Source organism: Phosphitispora fastidiosa, assembly GCF_019008365.1.
In the GTDB taxonomy this organism is placed as follows: Bacteria; Bacillota; Thermincolia; order Thermincolales; family UBA2595; genus Phosphitispora; species Phosphitispora fastidiosa.
Genome location: NZ_JAHHUL010000140.1, coordinates 1 through 266 on the forward strand (window position 1 = coordinate 1; position 266 = coordinate 266).

Annotated in this window: 1 pseudogene; it reads left to right on the top strand. The window is 37.6% G+C overall.

The annotated features are described in order from the left end of the window. Nucleotides 1–51: 51 nt before the first annotated feature. Nucleotides 52–266, top strand: a pseudogene (locus tag Ga0451573_RS19270) (hypothetical protein); the annotation flags it as partial.

Here is a 266-nt window from a genome sequence, read left to right on the forward strand (position 1 = left end):
GTCAACACTCAAAGAATCATCTCCATGATGAATGTGAGTGGAGATGAATTGGTGATCGATGCGAAAGGGATTTACTCAATTGAAAACTTTCTTACCGCTAGAATGTTTATGTATTGGCAAGTTTATTACCATAAAACGGCTGCTATCGCTGAATATTTATTAGTGAAAATTTTAAGTCGTGCAAAGTTTTTAATTGCGCACGCAACTGAACTTCCCGCTTCTGAAAATTTATCGTATTTCTTACACCGCGATCAGGATCAGAAGGC